The organism is Streptomyces sp. CA-106110 (assembly GCF_050936285.1).
Taxonomy (GTDB): Bacteria; Actinomycetota; Actinomycetes; order Streptomycetales; family Streptomycetaceae; genus Streptomyces.
On sequence record NZ_JBNJNB010000001.1, the window covers coordinates 7973190 to 7992932 of the forward strand.

Annotated in this window: 16 protein-coding genes and 3 pseudogenes; 16 read left to right on the forward strand and 3 right to left on the reverse strand. The window is 70.1% G+C overall.

Going from position 1 to position 19743, the window contains the following annotated elements:
- Window positions 1-84 precede the first annotated feature (84 nt).
- Together ACQEXA_RS36710 and ACQEXA_RS36715 are read left to right on the forward strand one after the other, a co-directional pair.
- Window positions 85-1251 carry a HoxN/HupN/NixA family nickel/cobalt transporter gene (locus tag ACQEXA_RS36710; protein ID WP_432927630.1) on the forward strand — a complete coding sequence of 389 codons (1167 nt, stop codon included), beginning with the start codon at window positions 85-87 and terminating at the stop codon, window positions 1249-1251.
- A gap of 33 nt (window positions 1252-1284) precedes the next feature.
- Window positions 1285-1419: pseudogene (locus ACQEXA_RS36715) on the forward strand (Fe-Mn family superoxide dismutase); the annotation flags it as partial.
- A gap of 185 nt (window positions 1420-1604) precedes the next feature.
- Here the strand turns inward: ACQEXA_RS36715 and ACQEXA_RS36720 are convergent.
- On the reverse strand, window positions 1605-2627 hold the full coding sequence (locus ACQEXA_RS36720; protein ID WP_432927628.1) for a DUF4331 family protein: 1023 nt from the start codon (window positions 2625-2627) through the stop codon (window positions 1605-1607).
- Between the two features lie 221 nt (window positions 2628-2848).
- Between ACQEXA_RS36720 and ACQEXA_RS36725 the strand changes: the two genes are divergently transcribed.
- Complete coding sequence (locus tag ACQEXA_RS36725) at window positions 2849-3790, forward strand: LysR family transcriptional regulator (RefSeq protein WP_432927626.1); 942 nt, start codon at window positions 2849-2851, stop codon at window positions 3788-3790.
- 99 nt (window positions 3791-3889) lie between these two features.
- On the opposite strand, the gene ACQEXA_RS36730 is transcribed toward ACQEXA_RS36725, so the two are convergent.
- Together ACQEXA_RS36730 and ACQEXA_RS36735 are read right to left on the reverse strand one after the other, a co-directional pair.
- A complete protein-coding gene (locus ACQEXA_RS36730) occupies window positions 3890-4312 on the reverse strand; it encodes a hypothetical protein (RefSeq protein WP_432939137.1) in 423 nt (140 codons plus the stop codon).
- Between the two features lie 2 nt (window positions 4313-4314).
- Entirely contained in the window at window positions 4315-4788 is a 474-nt protein-coding gene (locus ACQEXA_RS36735) for a hypothetical protein (RefSeq protein ID WP_432927625.1), read from the reverse strand.
- 26 nt (window positions 4789-4814) lie between these two features.
- Between ACQEXA_RS36735 and ACQEXA_RS36740 the strand changes: the two genes are divergently transcribed.
- From ACQEXA_RS36740 to obgE, 13 genes and pseudogenes are all read left to right on the forward strand, one after another.
- Entirely contained in the window at window positions 4815-5093 is a 279-nt protein-coding gene (locus ACQEXA_RS36740; RefSeq protein ID WP_433132209.1) for an FmdB family zinc ribbon protein, read from the forward strand.
- Between the two features lie 131 nt (window positions 5094-5224).
- Window positions 5225-5881: an AmiS/UreI family transporter gene (locus tag ACQEXA_RS36745; protein WP_433132211.1), complete on the forward strand. Its 657-nt coding sequence runs from the start codon at window positions 5225-5227 to the stop codon at window positions 5879-5881.
- 24 nt (window positions 5882-5905) lie between these two features.
- Window positions 5906-7156 (forward strand): formamidase, encoded by a 1251-nt coding sequence (fmdA, locus tag ACQEXA_RS36750; protein ID WP_432927622.1) that lies wholly within the window; start codon window positions 5906-5908, stop codon window positions 7154-7156.
- A gap of 188 nt (window positions 7157-7344) precedes the next feature.
- Window positions 7345-7761, forward strand: a pseudogene (locus ACQEXA_RS36755) (hypothetical protein); the annotation flags it as partial.
- Window positions 7762-7933: 172 nt separating this feature from the next.
- A pseudogene (locus ACQEXA_RS36760) lies at window positions 7934-9565 on the forward strand (IS200/IS605 family accessory protein TnpB-related protein).
- Window positions 9566-9607: 42 nt separating this feature from the next.
- Window positions 9608-10330 (forward strand): hypothetical protein, encoded by a 723-nt coding sequence (locus ACQEXA_RS36765; RefSeq protein ID WP_432927621.1) that lies wholly within the window; start codon window positions 9608-9610, stop codon window positions 10328-10330.
- Between the two features lie 48 nt (window positions 10331-10378).
- Window positions 10379-11155, forward strand: a complete 777-nt coding sequence (locus ACQEXA_RS36770) for a TIGR03936 family radical SAM-associated protein (protein ID WP_432927620.1) — start codon at window positions 10379-10381, stop codon at window positions 11153-11155.
- A gap of 263 nt (window positions 11156-11418) precedes the next feature.
- Window positions 11419-15342, forward strand: a complete 3924-nt coding sequence (locus tag ACQEXA_RS36775) for an Rne/Rng family ribonuclease (RefSeq protein WP_433132213.1) — start codon at window positions 11419-11421, stop codon at window positions 15340-15342.
- A 170-nt stretch (window positions 15343-15512) separates the two neighbouring features.
- The gene (locus ACQEXA_RS36780; RefSeq protein WP_432927618.1) at window positions 15513-16265 is read left to right on the forward strand and encodes a sugar phosphate nucleotidyltransferase; all 753 of its coding nucleotides are present in this window, start codon (window positions 15513-15515) and stop codon (window positions 16263-16265) included.
- Window positions 16253-17314 (forward strand): iron-containing alcohol dehydrogenase family protein, encoded by a 1062-nt coding sequence (locus tag ACQEXA_RS36785; RefSeq protein WP_432927617.1) that lies wholly within the window; start codon window positions 16253-16255, stop codon window positions 17312-17314. Before ACQEXA_RS36780 ends, ACQEXA_RS36785 begins: the two co-directional genes overlap by 13 nt.
- Before the next feature lie 184 nt (window positions 17315-17498).
- Window positions 17499-17819: a 50S ribosomal protein L21 gene (rplU, locus tag ACQEXA_RS36790; RefSeq protein ID WP_432927616.1), complete on the forward strand. Its 321-nt coding sequence runs from the start codon at window positions 17499-17501 to the stop codon at window positions 17817-17819.
- Window positions 17820-17833: 14 nt separating this feature from the next.
- Window positions 17834-18088 (forward strand): 50S ribosomal protein L27, encoded by a 255-nt coding sequence (gene rpmA / locus ACQEXA_RS36795; protein ID WP_365884299.1) that lies wholly within the window; start codon window positions 17834-17836, stop codon window positions 18086-18088.
- 134 nt (window positions 18089-18222) lie between these two features.
- Window positions 18223-19659, forward strand: coding sequence for a GTPase ObgE (obgE, locus tag ACQEXA_RS36800; RefSeq protein ID WP_432927614.1), 1437 nt, complete (start codon window positions 18223-18225; stop codon window positions 19657-19659).
- The last annotated feature ends 84 nt before the right edge of the window (window positions 19660-19743 follow it).

Genomic DNA, 19743 nt, shown 5'->3' on the forward strand with positions numbered 1-19743 from the left:
AACTTGTAGTTGCGAATTATTCGCAGAAACCTGGTAGGCACGGCTGAAAACAGCCTCCCGCCGATCAGTAAGGCCCACGCCCCCATGACCACCCCCGATTCCGCTTCCGTCCGGCCGGGCGCCCCGGCTTCCGGACGCGGCATCTCGTGGCACCGCATCCGTACCTCGATGACCCGCAAGGAGTGGGCCAGTCTCGGCGGGATGGCCGCCTTCATCCTGGCGCTGCACGTCATCGGCTGGTTCACCCTGGTGGCGATCGTCGCTCCCGAGCACTACAGCCTGGGCACCAAGACCTTCGGCATGGGCATCGGCGTCACCGCGTACACCCTCGGCATGCGGCACGCCTTCGACGCCGACCACATCGCCGCCATCGACAACACCACCCGGAAGCTGATGAACGAGGGCCGGCGCCCGCTGTCGGTCGGCTTCTGGTTCTCCCTCGGCCACTCCAGCATCGTCTTCGCCCTCGCCTTCCTCCTCTCCCTGGGAGTGAAGGCGCTGGCCGGACCCGTCGAGAACGACAACTCCCAGCTGCACAACGTCACCGGCTGGATCGGCACGACCGTCTCCGGAACGTTCCTCTACGTCATCGCGTTCATCAACCTGCTCATCATGGCCGGGATCTGGAAGGTCTTCCGGCAGATGCGCACCGGCCACTTCGACGAGGCCGCCCTGGAGGAGCAGCTCAACAACCGCGGCTTCATGAACCGCCTCCTGGGCCGCCTCATGAAGTCGATCACCAAGCCCCATCAGATGTACCCGCTGGGCCTCCTCTTCGGCCTCGGCTTCGACACGGCGACCGAGATCGCGCTGCTCGTCCTCGCCGGTTCGGGCGCGGCTTCCGGCCTCCCCTGGTACGCGATCCTGTGTCTGCCGATCCTGTTCGCGGCCGGCATGTCCCTGCTCGACACCATCGACGGCTCGTTCATGAACTTCGCCTACGGCTGGGCGTTCTCCAAGCCGGTCCGCAAGGTCTACTACAACCTCACCATGACCGGCCTGTCCGTCGCCGTCGCCTTGATCATCGGCACCGCCGAACTCCTCGGCCTGGTAGCCGAGAAGGCTCACCTGCACGGCGCGTTCTGGGACCGGGTCGCCGGGCTCGACCTCAACATCATCGGCTACGTCATCGTCGGTCTGTTCTTCGCCACCTGGGTCATTGCCCTGCTGGTGTGGAAGGTCGCCCGCATCGAGGAGAAGTGGACGGCGGGCCTCGCGCAGCCCGCACCCGCCGAACACCGCGCCGAGTAGGACCGGCCACGGCGTCGCGCCCAAGGGCGGCGCGCCTTCCATCTGCAGTACAAGAACCAGAAGGTGGACTTCATCGAGGCGATGTGGCAGGTCGTCAACTGGCAGGACATGGCCGGGTGCTACGCCGCCGCGAAGGAGCGCGGCGGCAGCCTGCTCCTCCGCCCCTGACGACCTGGTCGCCCCCTACGTCCTTCTCGTGATCGTCCTCTCACCGTTTACCTGCAGGCGGCACACCGGAGGGCTCCCGCAAGCACATTGCTCGCGGAAGCCCTTCGCGCTCACCGGCGCCTTGTGGCTCGTACGACCCGACCCGTTCCGGTGAGCTCGTCCCGCGGTGGCGCGGGCGGGGACGGTCAGACCGGCACGACGTAGGGGAAGCCGGCGGTCCGCAGGTGCTCCGCGACGGACGGCTTGAGCCCGGCCGGCACGGCCGTGTTCGTCGCGAGGGACAGCATCGCCTCAGGCGCGTTGTCGGCCAGGGTGCGGCCGTTGCGGGTGGCGAAGCCGTACGTCGCGGGGGTTCCGACGACGTAGGGCAGTACGTCGGGGAACAGCTGCCGGGCCACGGTCCGGCCGTACCCCTCCGGGTCGGCGCAGGTCCCGGTGGCCGCGACGACGGCCGCGACCTGGCCGGCGATGAGTTCGCCGGCGGCGGCGAAGTCCTCGGAGGGGTGCCGGGTGTTGGCGGGGTTGGAGAAGTCGGTGTCGCCGGGCCAGAAGATCGGCCACATCATGGGGTGCCCGCCGCGGTTGATCTGCCGCCATCCGCCGGCGTCGGTGGCCAGCTTGGTCGCACACCATACGCCGGTGCGGGTCCCGGGGCGCAGCAGCGCGCGCTCATGGGACACCTCGAGCACGATCGACTCCACGGTGGTGCCCGCGAAGCTGTTCTGCGCCTCCTTCGGGCGCCAGTCCGACAGGTCCACCGCCGTCCCCTTCGCCACCGCCCCGTTGACGACGGCCAGCAGCGACAGGTCGATGTAGAACGAGTCGGAGATGCGCCCGGCCCAGAGGCGGGTGCCGTCCGCGGCGGCCGTCTCACCGGTGCGGCCCTCGAGCACCAGGTCGCCGTCGGCGGAGTCCTCGCGCGCCTCGTCCCCGGTCAGGACATGCAGCCGCAGGGACTGACTGCCCTCCGGGTCGGGCTCGCCGAAGGAGACACGATAGGTCAGGGTCTCGAAGTCGGCGCCGTCGAAATGGACTTTGAATTCGTACCGTGCCTCCGGGTGGAATCCCGGCTGGGCGTAGACGCCGGTGATGTCGGAATTGACGTCCATGACGAACACCGTGCTGCGCTCGCCCGGGAAGACGTACAGGTCATCGATGAACAGCTGACCGTTCTGGGCCGCCAGCGGAGTGTCGAGATGGTGAGACATGGTTGGTCCTTACTCTTCTCGGTCTCGCTTTGGGAGAAGGTGGCGGGCGAATCCGTGGGCCCTACACCGTCTGGAATACCGGGTGGTGGAACCGGTATCGCGCCGACGTCCTCATCGCGTCGGGTCCGGGCGCTCTCGCGGTTCTTCCGGACAGCTCCATGTTCGCCGGGCGGGCGGCGACCCGGTATGCCCACTTGGGCATGCCCTCATAGGCTGTGGTTATGAGCGCGTCGCCTCCCGACCTCGGCAGCCTCCAATTGCTGACCTTGGTGGCTGAGCTCGGCAGCCTCGGCCGGGCCGCCGAGCGGATGGGGATCAGCCAGCCCGCCGCGAGCAAGCGGCTGACCCAGATGGAGCGGCGCCTGGGGCTGACCCTGGTGAACCGCGACACCCGCGGCTCCGTGCTCACCACCGAGGGCAAGGCGGTGTGCCAGTGGTCGGGGCGTGTGCTGGCCGAAGTGGACTCACTGATGGCGGGCGCCGCGGCACTGCGCGGCGACCGCGCCGACGATCTGCGCCTGGCGTCCAGCATGACGCTGGCCGAACACTTCGTGCCGCGCTGGATCGGCGCGCTGCAGCGGCGATCGCCCGACGTCTACGTCAGCCTCAAGGTGACCAATTCCGAACAGGTCGGCGCGCTCGCCGCGAGTGGCCGGATCAGCCTGGGTTTTATCGAGGCGCCCTCCGTGCCGTCCGGACTCAGTTCACGCCAGGTGGGCAGCGACCGGCTGGTCGTCGTGTGCGCGCCGCAGCATGCCTGGGCACGACGGCGGGAGCCGGTGGATCTGGAGGAGCTGGCCCGGACTCGCCTGATCGTCCGCGAAGTCGGTTCAGGTACGCGTGAGACCCTCGAGCGGGTACTCGCCGGCGCGGGCGTCGAGCCGGTCAGACCCCTGATGGTGCTGGACGCCAACGCCGCGATGCGCAGCGCCGTGGCCGAAGGGGCCGGTCCGGCGGTGCTCAGCGCGGTCACCGTCCAGGAGGACCTGGCCGAGGGGCGCATCGTGGAGGTCCCGGTGACGGGGGTGGATCTGCATCGGCAACTGCGCGCGGTGTGGCCGAAGGACCGCAGGTTGACTGGTGCGGTCGAGGAACTGCTCCGGATCGCGGTACACACCCGCCACGAGGAGCGGTCGAGCTCGAGCGGGTCGGCGGCCGGGTAGGACCGATCTGCTCCGGCTGTCCGTGCGCGGCCGGTGCCTCGACCGTCGCCGGTCACGTGTTGCCGCGCGTCAGGGACTGGGCCCGGGTCGAGCGAGCCCTCAGGGCTTGCCGCCGATCTCGCACGCCTGGCAGACCGGCCCGCCGCAGGTGCACTGCATGATCGCTTCGAGTACTCCGCGATCATGGTAGAGACACTCGTCCATGCAGGTGTGGCGCGGGATGAACCCCGCCGGGATCTCGCCCGGCCATGGCTCGTGACCGTCCCGGCAGCGGACGAACCGCTCCGGATCGGTCGCGTGCAGCTCGTGCATGGCCGAGCGGGCCTCCTCCTCGAGCTCCCGAACCCGCGTAGCCAGGGCCTTGAGCTCGGCGGCGACACCGGCGTACTGGTCGGTGCCGGTCCTCACGTGGGCGGCCCGCAGCGCCATGGCTGCATTGCCCAGGAACCTGCCGGCGTCCTGGAGGTCGGTCACGTGATGCATCTGAATGCCGTTCACGCCCCGGACCCACACGGCGTCCATGCTCACTGCTCCACCTTTCCGGCGTTGACCTTGTCCCGCGGAAGTTCGGTGGGAAATGCTGTCGCCTTCGACATGCGCGGCGCATTGCCCACATTCTCTGGAAAGAGATGAATCTGAACGCTAAAAGCCGTCAGCCTTATCCGTCCAGAAAAAAGCCCGTGAACCTGCTCACAGCGGGCATACGGCTCCCGTCGCGGTGACCGTTCGGGACGAGAGCCGGACGGGTGCGGAGGCCGCCCGGGAGCGTGTTCCTGCTCCCGCCGGTCAACCGCTGTCGCCAGTTCCACGAGGAGCGTGCGAGTAAAGCCGCTCTTCCGGATCATGCGCCGAAAAAGCGCGTTGCCGAACCCCTGCACGGTCTCCTCGGGGTGGTCCGGAACGACCTTGACAAGGGTGGTTTTCGCGACGTCTCCTTGAGATGGGGTAGTAGTGGCGCACGTTTCTCGGAGCGCGTCGCAGACGTCGGGTTCCAGCACAGTGCGCCGACTCCGGAGGCGGCTTCATGGCAACCTACGAATACCTTTGCGGTCGCTGCGGGTCTTTCGACGTCAAGCTCGCGATCGGCACCGCTCCCACGGCGTACGGCTGCCCTGTTTGCGCGGGCACGGCCAGACGTGTGTTTTCGTCACCTGCCTTCGCCGTGACCTCGCACGAGATCTCCTCCTTCCGTGAACGGGAGGAAAAGTCCCGTGAGGCTCCGGCAGTTGTGTCCGAGGTACCACGGCGCAAGCGGCTGCCGCCGCGCCCGCACCCCGCGCTCTCGCAATTGCCCCGGCCCTGAAGGTGATGATCCAGGCGGAGTTGCCCGGGCGGGTTCCGGCGCCGGAACACCGATGCCGCTCCTGCTGTGCCGTCATTCCCTGGCATGACGACGGTGTTCCGTCCCCACGCGGCCTTTGGAGGTGCATCCCCGTGGGAAACGTGGGACTGCTCTTCGTCGGTGCGGTGCTGTTCATGAACGGCCTGTTGCTGCTGGAGAAGGTCGAGGCCCGGTCGGGAGCGGTGTTCAACCTGTTCGTAGGTGTACTGCAGACGGTGACGCCGACCTACCTCATCTTCACGGCCGGCGGCGACCAGGACAAGATTCTGGCGGCTTCCGGCATCTACTTGTTCGCATTCACCTACCTCTACGTGGGAATCGGCCTCCTGGCCGGTCTCGACACCTCGGGCGTCGGCTACTACTCCCTGTTTGTGGCCATTGCCGCCCTGGGGTATTCGTTCGTCAATTTCCACCGTTTCAAGGACTACCCGTTCGGGGTGATCTGGCTGTACTGGGCGTTCCTGTGGTTCCTTTTCTTCCTGCTGCTCGGCCTCAAGATGGCGAAACTCACCGTCTATGTGGGCTGGGTGACGGCGATCGAAGGCTGGATCACCGGTGTGATCCCCGCTGCGCTGCTGCTCTCCGGCTACTGGAAGCACACGACGGAGATCGCCATAGCCCAAGGAGCCTTCGCCCTCCTGGTGTTCGGGGCACTGTGGCCACTCACCAGGAAATCACGGCAGCCGACCGGGACAACCCCGTCGGCCGCACCTCCCGGATCAGCCGGGAACACGGGCACACCGACCTGACCGGACCAGAAAAGTGAGGCTGTCATGCCCGAAGTCATTTACAGCGTGGACCAGACCAAGTCGATGCGCGAACAGGACCCGCCTGGACACAACAGGTGGCACCCGGATATCCCCCCCGTCGCCATGGTGAAGCCCGGAGCCGAGTTCCGGATCGAATGCCGTGACTGGACCGACTGCCAGATCGGCAACAACGACTCCGCCAACGACGTGCGGGACATCGATCTGACCATCCCCCACATGCTCAGTGGCCCGATAGGCGTGGAAGGAGCGGAACCAGGCGACCTGCTGGTGGTCGACCTACTCGACCTCGGCCCCGTTCCCCAGCAGGCAGGGGACGCGGCGGGCCAGGGCTGGGGATACACCGGCATCTTCGCCAAGGCCAACGGCGGTGGCTTCCTCACCGACTACTTCCCGGACGCCTACAAGGCGATATGGGACTTCCACGGGCAGCAGGCGGTCTCCCGTCATCTTCCCGGGATCCGCTTCACGGGCATCACCCACCCCGGACTGTTCGGAACCGCTCCCTCCGCCGAGATGCTCGCCCGGTGGAACGCGCGCGAGAAGGCGCTGATCGACACGGACCCGGACCGGGTGCCGCCCCTCGCCGTGCCCCCGGACTCCTCCCATGCACTCGCCGGCAAGGCCACCGGAGACCTCGCCACACGCATCGCCGCGGAGGGCGCACGCACGGTGCCGGCCCGTGAGAACGGAGGCAACCAGGACATCAAGAACTTCACGCGCGGATCGCGGGCCTACTGCCCCGTATACGTGAAGGACGCCAAACTCTCCGGCGGCGACCTGCACTTCAGCCAGGGCGATGGAGAGATCACCTTCTGCGGTGCCATCGAGATGGGCGGATTCATCGATTTCCATGTGGACCTGATCAAGGGCGGCATGGAGACCTACGGAATCTCCACCAACCCGGTGTTCATGCCCGGCAATGTCGAGCCGCGCTACACGGAGTTCCTCACCTTCATCGGGATCTCCGTCGACCACGACACGGACACCAACTACTACATGGACGCGACGCTGGCCTACCGACGGGCCTGCCTGAACGCCGTCGAGTACTTCAAGAGGTTCGGCTACACCGGTGAGCAGGCCTACCTCCTGCTCGGCGCCGCCCCCGTCGAGGGACGTATCAGCGGCATCGTCGACATCCCCAATGCCTGTTGCTCGCTCTACGTGCCGACCTCCATCTTCGACTTCGACGTGCGGCCGTCCCCCGCCGGACCGGCGAAGGCCGAACGGGGCCGGGCCGCGCTGACCACCGTCTGACCCGACCGCCCCACCCTGCCGCCCGGCCCCGCAGCCGCACCTGCGGGGCCGGGCGGCATCATGGGGGACAGGCGGTGCGGCTGCTGAGGCCTCGTCATATAAGCGAGAGGCTCACCGGGTTTGCTTCCCCGGAGCACGGCGGCTCGTGTCTCCGCATCCGTACGGGCCGCTGAGGCGTCTATGTCGGCATGGACCTGGAGAAACCGTCGCCCCGGCCCCCTGCCGAGGGGTGTCTCACCGTCGCCGTCCGCCTGCCCGTGCGGATCGTCGTGCTCGTGCTGGTCGTTCCGGTGCGCATGGTGTGGGACGCGCTGGTCGCCGGCGGACGGCTCCTGCGCGACGCCGTACTGAGGCCGGTGGGCCGCGCCCTGCTGTGGATGGCGTGGGCGGCGTTCGTGTGGCCATGGGTGACGCTGTGGCGCTACGCCCTCGTTCCCCTCGGTAGGGCCGCGGCCTGGCTGGGGCACCGCCTGGTCGTCGTCCCGGCCGCGTGGCTGTACGAGCACGCGCTCACGCCGCTCGGGCGCGCTGCCGCCCGGCTGTTGCGGCGGATCGGTGCCGGGCTCAGCCGGGTGCTGCGCGGGATCGGTTCCGGGTTCGTGTGGGGGTGGGGAACTGTTCGTTTTCGGATGTGCAGGAGCGTGCGGGGGTGTGCAGGAGCATGTTCTGGTTCGTGGTGTTGTAGCGCACTCGCCTCGTATGGCGGCCGCTGATGTCAGTGCCGGCCCGTACCGTTCTTCCTGTTGCTGATCAAGCGTTGGGGAGCGGGGTACATCGATGCGTGGTGAGTCGTTGCGCACGATCGCTGCTCCCTTCGTGGCCGTCGGCCCGTCCGGCGTGGCGATCCGCACCCGTCTGAGCCACCTGAGCGCCGCCGACGAGGCGGTGTTGCGCCTGGTGGGCGCGCATCTTGGCTCGCTGGCCTCAAGAGATCTCAAACGCCGGTGCGCCGACGGCCTGGAGCACTCCGCGGACAGGTGGGCGGAGCGTAAGCGGGCCCTGACGGGGGAGTCTTCGTCGCGCTGGGCCGGGAGCATCACCAAGGCCACGCATGATCAGTGGGCGCTTGCGCGGCGTGCCCAACTCGCGCATATCCACAGCCTTCAGGCGGGCGTGCGGACGATCGCGCACCGCCTGTCCCTGCCGATCGGGGAGAAGGGGAGTAGGCGGGCGCCGGGCGGCTACCGCAGCGCCAAGGAGTGGTTCGCCAAGTCCCGGCGCCTGCAGGTCCTTGAAGACCGGCTGCGTGCCGAGCAGGCCGACTGTGCTGTGGGCCGCGTCCGGGTTGTGCGCGGCGGGAAGCGGCTTGTGCGCAACCGGCACAACCTGCAAGCCGCCCAGCTCACGCAGGCCCAGTGGCGGCAACGTTGGGAAGCATCGCGCTGGTTCCTCCAAGCGGACGGGGAATCTGGCAAGCGGTTCGGCAATGAGACCATCCGCGTCACCCCGGACGGCGAGGTGTCACTCAAGTTGCCTGGTCCGCTCGCCCACCTGGCCAACGCCCCGCACGGCCGGTATACGCTCACCGGCGCTGCGGTCTTCCACCACCGCAGCGACGAGTGGGCCGACCGCATCACCACGAACCGGTCCGTGGCCTACCGCATCCACTACGACACAGACCGCTGCCGCTGGTACCTCACCGCCTCCTGGACGATCCCGCCGGTCACAACCGTCCCCCTGTCCCAAGCCCGCACAGGCGGCCTGATCGCTGTCGACACCAACGCCGACCACCTCGCCGCCTGGCGGCTCGATCAGCACGGCAACCCATGCGGCCGACCGCGCCGCTTCTTCTACGACCTGTCCGGCACCGCAAACCATCGTGACGCCCAGGTACGGCATGCGCTGATCCGGCTCCTGCACTAGGCGAAACGCCACAGGGTGTCGATCGCGATCGAAGACCTCGACTTCAGCACGGAGAAGACCCGGGAGAAGCACGGCCGCCAGAGGCGGTTCAGGCAGGTGATCTCCGGCATGCCGGTATCCAGGCTGCGGGCCCGGCTCGTCAGCATGGCGGCCGAGCTCGGCGTCACCGTCATCGCCGTGGACCCGGCCTACACCAGCAGGTGGGGCGCCCAGCACTGGCAAAAGCCCCTCACTAACACGACCAGGAAAACCAGCCGTCACGATGCCGCGAGCATCGCGATCGGCAGGCGCGCCCTGGGGCACCGCATCCGGCGACGGACGGCACCGCGCCCACACGACCAGAGCGATCGCGTGGGGCATCGGACCGCCCAGGCCGGACACGGCACCCCAGGGCGTGAGGGAACCCGCCCCCGCATCCTTGGACCACGGACACGATCCGTGTCGCCGGACGCGGCGCGAACGCGGGAGACCAGTGCATCCACCACCGTTCGGGATGCGCCAGTTGACCAGGATTGGGTACAAGACTCACTCCTGCTCACTGACTAGCTAGGAACGGTACGCGCGTGTACTGGCCCCCGTGGACGTGCGGTGGCCTGGCTGCTGAAGGGCGCCGGGTACGTCCTCGCCGCTCTCGGCGCCGGGGCGTTCGCGGCGGTGGCGTGGCTCGTGGGGTACCTGGTCGTGGTTCCGGCCAGGTGGCTGTACCAGTACGTGTTGACGCCACTGGGACACGGGATCGCCTGGGTCGCGGCCGGTGCCGTACGGGCCGTACACGTGATCGGCACCGGTGCGGGGGTCGCCCTGTACTGGATCGTGCGCGTGGTCCTCGTGCCGCCCGCGCTCGCCGTCGGCCGGTGGGTCCTCGCCCCGGTCGGGCGCGTCCTCTGGGCCGTCGGACGCGAGATCGGCGCCGCGTTCGGCCATGCCTGGCGCGTCGCCGGGCATGTGTCGCTCGTCGTGGGCCGATTCCTGGGCACCCTCATGCGGTGGATCTTCGTGGAGCCGGTGCGGTGGGCGTACCGGATGGTGCTGACGCCGATCGGGCACGTGCTGCGGGAAGCGGTGCTGCGGCCGGCCGCAGCGGCCGCGCACGCCGTGGGCCGGGCGGCGCGGCGGACACTGGCCCTCGTACGCGAGTCCGCGCGGCGGGCGACGGCCCTCGTACGCGAGTCCGCGCGGCAGGCCCGCGCCGACCTGCGGCGCATGCTCATCGGGGATCCGGGCGGGCCCCGAACGATCTCCCGGCGGGAACCGAAGGCGGCCGAGACACGTACTCTAGGTAGCAGTACCACCGCTCTCACGAAGGACTGAACGACACTGGGCAAGCGACAGCCCGAAGGCCCGCCGCCCGCACCCGCGGTGCAGCGCATCCGACTGCGCTACACCAAGCGCGGCCGCCTCCGGTTCACCAGCCACCGTGACTTCCAGCGCGCCTTCGAGCGTGCGTTGCGCCGTGCCGAGGTACCGATGGCGTACTCGGCGGGGTTCACGCCGCATCCGAAGGTGTCGTACGCCAATGCCGCACCCACCGGCACGGGCAGTGAGGCGGAGTACCTGGAAATCGCGCTGACCGAGGCGCGTGACCCGGACAAGCTGCGCGAACTCCTCGACGAGTCGTTGCCCACCGGGCTCGACATCGTCGACGCGGTCGAGGCCCGTACGGCGGGACTGGCCGACCGGCTGACGGCTTCCGTGTGGGAGCTGCGGCTGGACGGCGTGGACCCGGCCGAGGCCGGACGCGCGGTCGAGGCCTTCAACGGGGCCGGGGCCGTGGAGGTCCAGCGCATGACCAAGAACGGCGTCCGTACCTTCGACGCCCGTGCCGCGGTCGCGACCCTGGAAAGTGTGACAACGCAGAGTTCGCAGGCTGATAGGCCCGCCGACCAGCCCTGTGCGATACTGCGGCTGGTTGTTCGGCACGTGACGCCTGCCGTACGACCCGACGACGTCCTGTCCGGTCTCCGCGCCGTGGCCGACCTGGCGCCGCCGGTCCCCGCAGCGGTGACCAGGCTGGCGCAGGGGCTGTTCGATGAAGAGACCGGCACGGTGACCGACCCACTCGCGCCCGACCGCGAGGCAGTAGCGACCGAGCCGCACACGGCCGCCGTGACTACCGCCGCGGCGACGCCGGAGTAAGGAAGGTTCCGCGTAGGGACGGACGTCGTAGCGCCACCCTCGTACTCGGGAGCCACCTGGGTCGGGCAGCGCACCGACCAGAAGACTTTCGCCAGGCCGTACGCGACATGGTGTACGGAACCGGCGAGACAGGACACAGACAGCTTCCGTGCGGCGCCCGCACCGCGGACGGCGGCACCGCGCATCGCGCGAGCCGCGGACGTCACCGGCACCCATGCCGGACCAGGTGCGGCGCCCGGGAGCCTGACGGGAGATACGCCCGCATGCTCGAACCGACCGAACCCACCCAGGGTTCCGAGAACACCACCCCCAGCGACACGCTGCCGCCGCGCCGTCGGCGCCGCGCAGCGTCGCGCCCGGCGGGACCGCCGTCGACCGCGGCCGACGCCGCGGCGACCGAGACCGTGACCGGACCGGCCATACCGGCCGCTGCCGAGACCGAACCGCCCGCCGAGGCGGCGGAGGTCGCGGAAGCCCCCGGGGCAGAGGAGATCGAAGAGACGGAGGCGGTGGCCGAGGTCGCCGTTTCCCCTGAGACGCAGCCGGAGGAGGCCCCCGCCGAGGAGGCGGCTCCGCCGCGTACGCGTCGTCGTGCCACGCGCCGTGTGTCGGCGCCCGCTGCGTCGCCGGAGGCCGCCGAGACCCTTGAGGTCGTGGTGCCTGCCGTTTCCGGCGAGGCTGAGGAGGCGCAGACCGCGGAGAGCGCCGAGACGCCGGTGACCGCGGAGGCTGCCGCCGAGGAGGCGGCTCCGCCGCGTACGCGTCGTCGTGCCACGCGCCGTGTGTCCGCGCCCGCCGCGTCGCCGGAGGCCGCCGAGATCGTAGAGACCCATGAGCCCGAGCCGGTCGCCGTGCCCGCCGAGGCGCCGGTCGGCGAGCAGGCCGAACCGGTTGCCGAGGCCGAAGAGGCCGCCTCGCGCCGCACCCGTCGCCGGGCCGGCCGCCGAGTCTCCGCGCCGGCCGGTGCGCCTGCGGCGGAGACCGCCGAAGAGCCCGTCGAGGCGCCCGTGAGCGCCCCCGCGGAGGCTGAGCCGACCGCCGCCGAGGCGGCCGCCGCGCCGGAGTCCGAGCCGGTCGCCGAGGAGGGCGCATCGCGCCGTTCCCGCCGTCGCGTCTCCCGCAAGGCCGCCACCGGGTTCTCCGAGCCCGCGCGGCCTGTCGCGGAGGAGGCGGGCGAGACCGTGAAGCGGCCCGCGCGGCCCGCGGTCGCCGTGTTCCAGGCGCCGGTCTTCACCGAGCCGATGTTCCAGACCCCGCAGCGGGCCGCCGCTGCCGCTGCCGCCGAGGCCGTGGAGCAGCAGGAGGAGGCCGGCGAGGAGGAGCTCGCGGGGCAGCGCCGTCGCCGCCGTCGCCGAGGCAGTGACGAGGAGTACGCCCCCGTGACGCCGGAGGCCACCGAGGAGGTGGACGAGGCAGAGGAGCCGGAGGAGCCGGAGGAGTCGGCCGAGGGCTACGACACCGAGGAGGCGGAGGAGACCGGTTCGCGCCGTCGCCGTCGCCGTGGTGGTCGCCGCCGTCGCCGTGGCGAGTCCGCCGAGGGTGAGGCCGGGGAGTCCGAGGACTCCGAGGAGCTCGCCTCCGAGCAGGCCGCGCAGGACGCCGAGGACACCGCGGAGCAGATCGAGGAGGACGCCGAGGAGGCGGACGAGGACGGCGAGGAGCCCTCGTCGTCCAGCAGCAGCCGACGCCGTCGCCGTCGCCGCCGCCGGGCCGGTGACACGGCCGCCGACGCCGAGCCGTCCTCGGACGACCCCGAGCGCACGGTGGTCAAGGTGCGCGAGCCCCGCAAGAAGGACGAGCGGGCCGGTGACGGCACCGACGAGGTGCAGTCCATCAAGGGCTCGACCCGTCTGGAGGCCAAGAAGCAGCGCCGCCGTGAGGGGCGCGAGCAGGGCCGCCGCCGTGTGCCGATCATCACCGAGGCCGAGTTCCTGGCCCGCCGCGAGGCCGTCGAGCGCGTGATGGTCGTACGCCAGAGCGGCGAGCGCACGCAGATCGGCGTCCTGGAGGACGGCGTGCTCGTCGAGCACTACGTCAACAAGGAGCAGGCGACCTCGTACGTCGGCAACGTCTATCTGGGCAAGGTGCAGAACGTCCTGCCGTCGATGGAGGCCGCCTTCATCGACATCGGCAAGGGCCGCAACGCCGTGCTGTACGCGGGCGAGGTCAACTTCGAGGCGCTGGGCATGGCGAACGGGCCGCGCCGCATCGAGTCCGCCCTCAAGTCCGGGCAGTCCGTGCTGGTCCAGGTCACCAAGGACCCGATCGGCCACAAGGGTGCCCGTCTGACCAGCCAGGTCTCCCTCCCGGGCCGTTACCTCGTGTACGTCCCCGAGGGCTCGATGACCGGCATCAGCCGCAAGCTGCCCGACACCGAGCGGGCCCGGCTGAAGACCATCCTCAAGAAGATCGTTCCCGAGGACGCGGGCGTCATCGTGCGCACCGCTGCCGAGGGCGCGAGCGAGGACGAGCTGCGCCGGGACGTCGAGCGGCTGCAGGCGCAGTGGGAGGACATCCAGAAGAAGTCGAAGAACGGCGGCGGCTCGAACGCACCGTCGCTGCTGTACGGCGAGCCGGACATGACCGTCCGGGTCGTGCGCGACATCTTCAACGAGGACTTCTCCAAGGTCATCGTCAGCGGCGACGAGGCGTGGCAGACCATCCACGGGTACGTTTCGCACGTAGCGCCCGACCTGGCCGACCGTTTGCAGAGGTGGACCTCCGAGGTCGACGTCTTCGCCACGTACCGGATCGACGAGCAGCTCGCCAAGGCGCTGGACCGCAAGGTGTGGCTGCCCAGCGGCGGTTCGCTGGTGATCGACCGGACCGAGGCGATGGTCGTCGTCGACGTCAACACCGGCAAGTTCACCGGTCAGGGCGGCAACCTCGAGGAGACCGTCACCAGGAACAACCTGGAGGCGGCCGAGGAGATCGTCCGTCAGCTGCGGCTGCGCGACCTCGGCGGCATCATCGTCATCGACTTCATCGACATGGTGCTGGAGTCCAACCGGGACCTGGTGCTGCGGCGCCTGCTGGAGTGCCTGGGCCGGGACCGTACGAAGCACCAGGTCGCCGAGGTGACCTCGCTCGGTCTCGTGCAGATGACGCGCAAGCGCGTCGGACAGGGCCTGCTGGAGTCGTTCTCCGAGACCTGTGTCCACTGCAACGGCCGCGGCGTGATCGTCCACATGGACCAGGCGCCCGTCTCCACCGGCGGCAAGCGCAGGAAGCGCGGCCGGGGCGGTGCCGAGCACGAGCACGAGATGCACGAGGCCGTGGTCGCGGAGACCGAGGAGGTCGTCGAGGAGACCGAGGCCGAGGTGGCCGCGGAGGGCGCGGCACCCGTCGCGATGCCGGAGCCCGCGTTCGCCCCGGACGAGGAGCTGTACAGCAGCGTCGCCGAGGCCGAGGCGGCCGCGTCCCGGGGCCGTACGCGCCGCAGGGCCGGCCGGAGGGCGTCGGCCCCCGCGGGAGCGCCGCGTGAGGAGCGTGCGCCGAGGTCCCGTACGGACGAGCGTGTGCCGAAGTCGCGTCAGGAGGCGGAAGCCGAGCCGGTGGCGGCCGAGGACCCGGTCGTCGAGGCGCCGTCCGCGCCGGCCGAGGAGGAGGCCGCGCCCAAGGGCCGGGCGCGCCGCCGGGCGACCCGCAAGGTGTCGGCGCCCGCCGGTTCCCCCGCGGGCGCCGAGGCGGCCGTGGTGACGGTTCCCGAGTCCGCGCCGACGGCGCCCGAGCCGGCGGCCGCCCAGGCCGAGGAGACGCCGGCCGAGCAGCCGCAGGCCCCGGTCGAGGCATCCGCCGAGGGTGCCACCCCGGCCCGTCCGCGCCGCCGTGCCGTGCGCAAGGCCACCGCGCCGACCGCGTCCGAGGAGACGGCCGTCGTGGTCGTTCCGTCGGTGTCGGAGGAGGCCTCGGCGGACGAGTCCACCGAGGATGCGGAGACCGCTGAGGTGACCGAGGCCGCCGAAGAGGGCGCCCCGGCCAAGAAGACGGCTCGCAAGGCCGCCAAGAAGGCCACGGCGAAGAAGGCCGCCACGAAGAAGACGGCGGCCAAGAAGACCGCCGCCAAGAAGGCCACGGCCAAGAAGGCGGCGAAGACCGCTACGACGACGGCGAAGAAGACCGCGAAGAAGACCGCGGCGGCGCAGCAGACGCTGTCCTCCGTCGCGGCCTCCGCCGACGAGAGCTGACCCGGTCGTCCGACGCTGTGTGGTCCTGCCCGCTCCTGGGCAGGACCACGCTGTTTCCCCACGGGACCGAGCCACGAGCCACCGTGTTGCGGACCGCGCCCGTCAGACAGTTGTGACGCCGAGACCTCACCTTCCGCGGCCTCGGCGGAAAAGAAAAGGAGAAAACCGCGATGATAGGCCTCGTGCTGGCGGCCGGCGCCGGACGGCGTCTGCGCCCCTACACCGACACCCTGCCCAAGGCGCTGGTGCCGGTGGGACCGGAGGGCGACCCGGATGCCCTGACCGTTCTGGACCTGACCCTCGGCAACTTCGCCGAGGTGGGTCTGACCGAGGTCGCGATCATCGTCGGCTACCGCAAGGAGGCCGTGTACGAGCGCAAGGAGGCCCTGGAGCGCACGTACGGCCTGAAGCTCACCCTCATCGACAACGACAAGGCCGAGGAGTGGAACAACGCCTACTCCCTGTGGTGCGGCCGTGACGCGCTCAAGGACGGTGTGATCCTCGCCAACGGCGACACCGTGCACCCGGTCTCCGTCGAGAAGACGCTGTTGGCCGCCCGCGGTGACGGCAAGAAGATCATCCTCGCTCTCGACACGGTGAAGTCGCTCGCCGACGAGGAGATGAAGGTCGTCGTGGACCCCGAGAAGGGTGTCCGGAAGATCACCAAGCTGATGGAGCCGTCCGAGGCCACCGGCGAGTACATCGGCGTCACGCTCATCGAGGGCGACGCGGCAGCCGAGCTGGCGGACGCGCTACGGGTCACCTTCGAGCGGGACCCCCAGCTCTACTACGAGGACGGTTACCAGGAGCTGGTCGACCGCGGCTTCACGATCGACGTGGCGCCGATCGGTGACGTCGCGTGGGTCGAGATCGACAACCACGACGACCTCGCCAGGGGCCGGGAGATCGCGTGCCGGTACTGACCAGGCTCATCCCGTCCCCGGTCGTCGTCGACATCCGCCGGGGTGCCCTGGACGACCTGGCGACCGTGCTCGCCGACGAGCGCATCTCGCACTCGGGCAAGCTGGCCGTCGCGGTGAGCGGCGGCTCGGGCGCCCGGCTGCGCGCCCGGCTGGCCCCGTCACTGCCCGGCGCCACCTGGTACGAGGTCGGCGGCGGCACCCTCGACGACGCGGTCCGGCTGGCCGGTGAGATGAAGTCCGGCCGTTACGACGCGGTGGTGGGTCTGGGCGGCGGCAAGGTCATCGACTGCGCCAAGTTCGCCGCGGCGCGCGTCGGCCTGCCCCTGGTCGCCGTAGCCACCAACCTCTCTCACGACGGCATCTGCTCGCCCGTGTCCATCCTGGACAACGACGCGGGACGCGGCTCCTACGGCGTGCCGAACCCGATCGCGCTCCTCATCGACCTCACGGTGATACGGGAGGCGCCGGTCCGGTTCGTGCGCTCGGGGATCGGCGACGCCCTGTCCAACATCTCCGCGGTCGCGGACTGGGAGCTGTCCCACCGCGTCAACGGCGAGAAGGTCGACGGCCTCGCCGCCGCGATGGCACGTCAGGCGGGCGAGGCCGTGCTGCGGCACCCGGGCGGCTGCGGTGACGACGGGTTCCTGACGGTGCTGTCCGAGGGACTGGTGCTGTCGGGCATCGCCATGTCGATCGCCGGGCACACCCGGCCCTCGTCCGGGGCCTGCCACGAGATCAGTCACGCGCTCGACCTGCTGTACCCCGAGCGGGCGGCCAGCCACGGCGAGCAGGTGGGGCTCGGCGCGGCCTTCGCCATGCATCTGCGCGGCGATCACGACGGGTCCCGGCTGATGGCCAGGGCGCTGCGCAGGCACGGGCTGCCGGTGCTGGCGGAGGAGATCGGGTTCGGCGACGACGAGTTCGTACGGGCGGTGGAGTTCGCCCCGCAGACCCGGCCCGGCCGCTACACGATCCTGGAGCACCTCGAGCTGCCCCCGACGCGGATCAAGGAGGCGTACAGGGACTACGCAGCGGCGGTCGCCGGATGAGACGGGGCCCGGTTTGACCCTTGTGGGGCGGGCCCCGTACCCTTGACCGTCGGCGTGTCCACTGACCCGCCGCATCCCCGTAAACCTCTTCCTCCCGGGCACACGGCTGGCCGGGAGAGGCTGTCCGCGATGCCGGGCGGCTGGCCTGCGGGGTTCCGTTCCCGAGCGAGAGAGTGAGATCCGCGTGTACGCCATCGTGCGCAGCGGTGGTCGCCAGCACAAGGTTGCTGTCGGCGACATCGTTGAGGTTGACAAGCTTTCCACTGCCAAGGTTGGCGACACGGTCGAGCTCTCGACCCTGCTCGTTGTCGACGGCGACGCTGTGACCAGCGACCCGTGGGTGCTGGCCGGCATCAAGGTCCAGGCCGAGGTCGTGGACCACCACAAGGGCCAGAAGATCGACATTCTGCGCTACAAGAACAAGACCGGCTACCGCCGTCGTCAGGGCCACCGCCAGCAGTACACGGCGATCAAGGTCACGGCGATCCCCCCGGCTGCGAAGTAAGGGACTGAGAACAGATGGCACACAAGAAGGGCGCATCGTCCACCCGGAACGGTCGCGACTCCAACGCCCAGCGGCTCGGCGTGAAGCGCTTCGGCGGTCAGGTCGTGAGCGCGGGTGAGATCCTGGTCCGCCAGCGCGGCACCCACTTCCACCCGGGTGCGGGCGTCGGCCGTGGCGGCGACGACACGCTGTTCGCGCTGCAGGCCGGCGCGGTGGAGTTCGGTAGCCACCGTGGCCGCAAGGTCGTGAACATCGTTCCGGTCGCCTGAATCGTCTGATTCACGGCTTCGACCGAACGTTTCGCGAGGCGGACCTCACTTCCCGGTCGGGAAGGCGGGTCCGCCTTTCGCGTGTTGACACAAGACATATCCGTACGTAGCTGAAGTGCTGGAGGCACCCCACCATGACCACCTTCGTGGACCGCGTCGAGTTGCACGTCGCCGCGGGTAACGGAGGCCACGGCTGTGCCTCCGTTCACCGTGAGAAGTTCAAGCCGCTCGGCGGCCCCGACGGCGGCAACGGAGGTCGCGGCGGGGACGTCATCCTCACCGTCGACCAGTCCGTGACCACGCTGCTCGACTACCACCACTCCCCGCACCGCAAGGCCACCAACGGCAAGCCCGGCGAGGGCGGCTTCCGGGCCGGCAAGGACGGTCAGGACCTGGTCCTGACGGTGCCGGACGGCACGGTCGTGCTCGACAAGGCGGGCAACGTGCTGGCCGATCTGGTCGGGCACGGGACGTCGTACGTAGCCGCCCAGGGCGGGCGGGGTGGGCTCGGCAACGCGGCGCTGGCCTCGGCGCGGCGAAAGGCGCCCGGCTTCGCGCTGCTCGGTGTGCCGGGCGACGTGCAGGACATCGTCCTGGAGCTGAAGACCGTCGCCGACGTGGCGCTGGTCGGCTATCCGAGTGCCGGCAAGTCGTCGCTGATCTCCGTGCTGAGCGCGGCGAAGCCGAAGATCGCGGACTACCCGTTCACGACCCTCGTCCCCAACCTGGGCGTGGTGACTGCGGGTTCGACCGTCTACACGATCGCCGATGTGCCCGGACTCATCCCCGGTGCCAGCCAGGGCAAGGGACTGGGTCTTGAGTTCCTGCGGCACGTGGAGCGGTGCAGTGTGCTCCTGCACGTCCTGGACACGGCGACCCTGGAGTCCGACCGCGACCCGGTGTCCGACCTCGACGTCATCGAGGAGGAGCTGCGGCAGTACGGCGGGCTCGGCGACCGTCCGCGGATCGTCGTCCTGAACAAGATCGACGTGCCGGACGGCAAGGACCTCGCCGAGATGGTCCGGCCCGACCTGGAGGCGCGCGGCTACCGCGTCTTCGAGGTGTCGGCGGTGGCGCACACCGGGCTCAGGGAGCTGTCGTACGCGGTCGCCGAGCTGGTCGCGAAGGCTCGCGCCGCCCGGCCGAAGGAGGAGGCCACGCGGATCGTCATCCGGCCGAAGGCCGTCGACGACGCCGGCTTCACGGTCACGCGCGAGGACGACGGGCTGTTCCGGGTGCGGGGCGAGAAGCCCGAACGCTGGGTGCGGCAGACCGACTTCAACAACGACGAGGCCGTCGGCTACCTCGCCGACCGGCTCAACCGCCTCGGTGTCGAGGAGGGGCTGATGAAGGCGGGCGCCCGGACCGGCGACGGCGTCGCCATCGGCCCCGAGGACAACGCGGTCGTCTTCGACTGGGAGCCGACGGCGATGGCGGGCGCGGAGATGCTGGGCCGACGCGGCGAGGACCACCGCTTCGAGGCTCCCCGCCCGGCCGCACAGCGTCGTCGTGAGCGGCAGACGGAGCGGGACGAGGTGCAGCGCGAGTTCGACGGGTTCGAGCCGTTCTAGTCGGGTCGGCCCGCCCGGAACCGACATGACGAAGGGCCTGCCGGCGTTCCCGAGGGAATGCGGGCAGGCCCTTCGTCGTATCCG